This window comes from Nocardiopsis lucentensis DSM 44048 (assembly GCF_000341125.1).
Taxonomy (GTDB): Bacteria; Actinomycetota; Actinomycetes; order Streptosporangiales; family Streptosporangiaceae; genus Nocardiopsis; species Nocardiopsis lucentensis.
The window spans coordinates 1-4,881 of sequence record NZ_ANBC01000572.1; the positions used below are offsets into that span (position 1 = coordinate 1).

Below are 4,881 nucleotides of genomic sequence, written 5' to 3' on the forward strand. Positions count from 1 at the left end.
CGCCGACGACGGCCTGGCCGACCATCTTGGCCCCGCTGCGCAGGCCCAGGCTGCGGCGCTTGTAGATCTTGATGAAGTCGTCGAGGAAACCGACGCACCCCATGCCGACGAAGAGGAACATCACCAGCAGGCCGGAGGCGGTGGGTCCGTTCGCGCCGGGCTGGACCAGCCACAGCACCAGGTGCGAGCCGAAGTAGCCCACGACCGCGCCGAGGATGATGACGATGCCGCCCATCGTGGGCGTGCCCTGCTTGGTCTTGTGGCCCTCGGGGCCGTCGTCGCGGACCTCCTGGCCGAACTTGAACCGGTACAGGAGCTTGATCAGCGGCGGCATCAGCGCCATGGAGACGATGAGCGAGATCGCCGCCGCGATGGAGATGCCGATCACTGGACATCACCCTTGGTGATGAGGTCGATAACCCTTTCGAGCGCTGCCACCCGCGATCCCTTCACAATGACGACGTCTCCTGTGCGCATCCGCTCGCGCACCGCCGAGGCCGCTGCCCCGGCGTCCGGCACCCGGACGGTCTCGCCACGCCACCGCCCCTCTCTGGCGGCGCGTTCGGCGCCGACGGCGATCCCCTCGGCCTGCTCTCCGACCACGATCAGGTGGGACACACCGGTCTGGGCGGCGAACTCGCCCACTCGCTCGTGCTCCGCGTGTCCGTCCTCGCCCAGCTCGGCCATGTGGGCGAGCACGGCGATGGAACGGCGCTCGCGTGCGAGGGAGCCCAAGGTGGTCAGGGCCGCGCGCATGGACTCGGGGTTGGCGTTGTAGGCGTCGTTGACGAGCGTGGCGCCGTCGTGCTCGGTGACTTCCATGCGCCACCGGCTCACCGGGGTCGCCGCTCCCAGGGCGTCGGCGACCTCCGCGATGTCCATGCCGAGTTCGTCGGCGACCGCGGCGGTCGCCAACGCGTTGTGCACCTGATGGGCGCCCACGAGCGCCAACCGCACCCGGGCCGAGTCGCCGCCCAGGTGAAGCGTGAAGGACGGGGCCCCGGTCGACTCCAGGACCACGTCGGTGGCGCGCACGTCCGCGTCCTCGGCGAGACCGTAGGTGACCACGCGCGCCTCGGTGCGTCCGGCCATCGCGCTCACCCGCGGGGCGGCGGCGTTGAGGACGGCCACGCCGCCTCCGCCGCGCTCCCGCCCGCCGGGCGGGAGCGCCTCGACGAGTTCGCCCTTGGCCCGGGCGATCGCGTCGCGGTCGCCGAACTCGCCCATGTGCGCGCTGCCGACGTTGAGGACGACACCGATGCGCGGAGGCGCGACACGGCACAGGTGGGCGATGTGCCCGATCCCTCGCGCCCCGGCCTCCAGCACGAGGTGGCGCGTGTCCGTGCCGGCCCGCAGCACCGTGAGCGGGTGGCCGATCTCGTTGTTGAACGAACCGGCGGTGGCGACCGTGGTGCCGTGTCGGGCGAGGACCTGGGCGATGAGGTCCTTGGTGGTGGTCTTACCGGAGGACCCGGTGACCCCGACGACCTCGGTGGTGTCCGCTCCCCGACGGGGATCGCCGAGCTCCCCGGCCACGTGGGCGGCCAGTCGCGTCAACGCCGCCACGACCTCGTCGTCGCCGCCGTCCACCAGCAGGTGTGGCGCGTCGACGGGGCGGGACGCCAGGACGGCCGCCGCCCCCGCCTCGACGGCGGCGGCCGCGAAGTCGTGCCCGTCCACGCGTTCGCCGGCCAGGGCGACGAAGAGCGCTCCCGGCGCGGCCTGGCGCGAGTCGATGACGACCGGGCCGTCCACGACGGTGTCGGGGCGCGCTGATCCGCCGATCGCGGTATGGGTGATCTCAGCGATCCGATCGAGCGTGAGCGCGATCAAATCCACTCCTCATGTCAGGCCCGGCTCACGGCGCCGCAGGAGCGCTTGGCCACCCGGCCGGAGTTCAGGTCAGGGGATGGCACCGCGGATGCCGTGCGCGCGACGGCGCGCGGGCCTCACCACGGGGTCGGCACGCGCCACTGCCGTGGGAGCCACCATGGGCGGCACGCTTCCGGGCTGCGATTGCCGGACCTACCTTAGAACATGTTGAGGTGTCTGAGGTCCTGTCGGGGCCCGTGTAGAGCAATATGCGCCACTTCGTGACCGTACCGCCGCACCGGGCCGTACTCGATGCGGCGCGCCCCACGGACACGCCCGGGGCGATGGCGCTGCCACGCCCCGGGCGACCCGAACGGTCACGTCCGGGCGTGTGGCGCCGTCAGCCCTCGTCAGGGGCCCGGTGGATGTCCTGGAGGGCGACCCCCAGGCGCTCGCGGGCGCTGACGCTGAGCCGCTCCTCCAACGCGGCGCGCAGGACCTCGCGGTCGTCGAAGGGCAGGACCTCTCCCTTGACGTACTGGCCGGTCTCGTGGCCCTTGCCCGCGACGACGATCACGTCCCCGGCGTCGGCCCCGGCCACGGCCAGGCGGATGGCCTCGGCCCGGTCGAGTTCGACGGTGACGCGCGCCCGGACGTCCTCGGAGACCTTGGCCACGCCCTCCAGCATCGCGGTGGCGATGGTGACGGGGTCCTCGGTGCGCGGGTTGTCGTTGGTGATGACCAGGTGGTCGGCCAGGCGCGCGGCGGCCTCGCCCATGAGCGGGCGTTTGGCTCGGTCGCGGTCGCCTCCGCAGCCGACGACCATGGTCAGCCGCCCTCGGGTGGTGGTGCGCAGGGCGGTCAGGACCGCCTCGATCGCGCCCGGCTTGTGCGAGTAGTCGACGATCGCGGTGAAGTCCTGGACCGCGCTCGGCACGTCGTGGACGACGACGGGCTCCATGCGTCCGGGCACACCGGGCGCCGCGGCCACCCCGGCGATCGCGGTCTCCAGCGGCAACCCGGCCTCGACCAGGCCGACGATGGCGGCCATGGCGTTGGACACGTTGAACGGCCCGGGCAGGGAGACGGAGGCGTTGGCCTCCATACCTCCGGGACCGACGATGCGGAAGGTGCTGCCGGTGGCGCCCAGGCGCACGTCCACGGCGCGCCAGTCGGCCGGCATGCCGCCCGCCTCGGGGGCCGCGTCGGAGAAACCGTCCACGGCGAAGGTGGTGACGGGCACGGCGCCGTCCCCCCGCACCATGTCCACGAGCGCGCGGCCGAAGCGGTCGTCGGTGTTGACGACGGCGATGTCGCAGTACTCGGGGGTGAACAGGCGCGCCTTGGTGTCGAAGTAGTCGCGCAGGTCGGCGTGGAAGTCCAGGTGGTCCTGGGAGAGGTTGGTGAAGATGGCGACGTCGTAGTGGGTGCCGCCGACCCGGCCCAGGGCGAGGGCGTGGCTGGAGACCTCCATGGCGGCGGCGGTGACTCCGCGCTCACGCATGACCGCGAACAGGCCGTGCAGGTCGGTGGCCTCGGGGGTGGTGAGGGAGGAGGCGACTCGCTCGTCACCGACCCGCATCTCGACGGTGCCGACGAGACCGGTGCTCATCCCGGCCTGGCGCAGGCCCGACTCGACCAGGTAGGTGATGGTGGTCTTGCCGCTGGTGCCCGTGGTCCCGACCAGGAGGAGGTCCCGGGCGGGATCGCCGAAGACCCATCCGGCCGCGGTGCCGAGTGCGGCCCGCGCGTCCGGGACGACGAGCACCGGCAGTCCGGTGGCCGACGCCCGCTCGGCTCCGGCGGCGTCGGTGAGGATCGCGGCGGCCCCGGCCTCGGCGACCTGCGCGGCGAAGTCGGCGCCGTGGGCGCGCGCACCGGGCAGGGCGGCGTAGAGGTCGCCGGGGTGTACCTGGCGTGAGTCGTGGGTGATGCCGCGGACGTGCACCTCCTCGCCGGGCACCTCGGCGGTGTCGTCGGCGCCGGGGTTGGGGCGCAGCAGTGTGGTGTCCGGCCCGAGCAGCGTCGCGAGGGCGGACAGCGGACGGAATTGGGTGTGTTCAGGTCGCATTACCGGTGGCACGAGTGGAGGTTAACGGCTGTGGACGACCGCTCGGTAATTTCCACGCTGCGCGCGGCGTGGTTTCCCCGCGCGGGAGTTTCCCCCAGGTTACGCGGGGTGCGCCCGGAGAGGGCGGTCCACGGCACATCGATACGGTGGATCACACACGACCGGGAGGCAGCCCATGGTTCGGATCGCTTCGGGTGAGCGGCCGCTCGTCCTCGACGGGGGGCTCGCGACCCGTCTGGAGTCCTACGGACGGGACCTGGGCGGCGGGCTGTGGTCGGCGCGGCTGCTGGCGGAGGAGCCCGAGCTGGTGCGCCGGGTGCACGCGGACTACTTCGAGGCGGGCGCTGACGTGGCGATCGCCGCCGGTTACCAGGCGACCGTGGAGGCGTTCGTCGCGAGGGGGACCGGCCGGACGCGGGGCCGGGAGCTGGTCGTGCGATCCGTGGAGTTGGCCCGCGAGGCGCGGGACGCGTTCGGTGCGGGGCTGGTCGCGGCGGGGGTGGGGCCCTATGGCGCGGCGCGGGCGGACGGTTCGGAGTACACCGGGGACTACGACCTGGACGAGGACGGACTCGTGGCGTGGCACCGTGAGCGGTGGGAACTGCTCGCCGGAGCGGGAGCCGACCTGGTGGCGTGCGAGACGATTCCGTCACTGGACGAGGCCCGGGCCCTGGCACGACTGTTGGACGGGACGCCGGGGGTGCGCGCGTGGATGAGCTTCTCGTGCGTGGACGGGGAACACATCGGCGACGGCACGCCGCTGGCGGAGGTCGCCGCCGAACTCGCCCCGCGGCACGCCGAGGGGCGGCTGGTGGCGGTCGGGGTCAACTGCACCGCGCCCCGGTTCGTCCCGTCCCTGGTACGCGCCGTCGCGGCGGTCGGACTGCCCGCGGTGGCCTACCCCAACTCGGGTGAGGTGTGGGACGCGCGTCGACGCAGGTGGACCGGCACGAGCGACCCCGAGGAGTTCGGGGCGGCCGCCGTCACCTGGTGCGAGG

Annotated in this window: 3 protein-coding genes and 1 pseudogene; 1 reads left to right on the forward strand and 3 read right to left on the reverse strand. The window is 73.0% G+C overall.

What is annotated here, in order from left to right; all coding sequences use genetic code 11:
• The 3 genes and pseudogenes from D471_RS0119930 to D471_RS0119940 all read right to left on the reverse strand — a co-directional run.
• Nucleotides 1-388: pseudogene (locus D471_RS0119930) on the reverse strand (phospho-N-acetylmuramoyl-pentapeptide-transferase); the annotation flags it as partial.
• The gene (locus D471_RS0119935; protein ID WP_017600248.1) at nucleotides 385-1,833 is read right to left on the reverse strand and encodes a UDP-N-acetylmuramoyl-tripeptide--D-alanyl-D-alanine ligase; all 1,449 of its coding nucleotides are present in this window, start codon (nucleotides 1,831-1,833) and stop codon (nucleotides 385-387) included. The gene D471_RS0119935 and the pseudogene D471_RS0119930, both read right to left, overlap by 4 nt.
• 379 nt (nucleotides 1,834-2,212) lie before the next feature.
• On the reverse strand, nucleotides 2,213-3,883 hold the full coding sequence (locus D471_RS0119940) for a UDP-N-acetylmuramoyl-L-alanyl-D-glutamate--2,6-diaminopimelate ligase (protein WP_017600249.1): 1,671 nt from the start codon (nucleotides 3,881-3,883) through the stop codon (nucleotides 2,213-2,215).
• A 175-nt stretch (nucleotides 3,884-4,058) separates the two neighbouring features.
• Here D471_RS0119940 and mmuM point away from each other — a divergent pair.
• On the forward strand, nucleotides 4,059-4,881 hold an 823-nt coding region (gene mmuM / locus D471_RS0119945), incomplete at its 3' end, for a homocysteine S-methyltransferase (protein ID WP_017600250.1).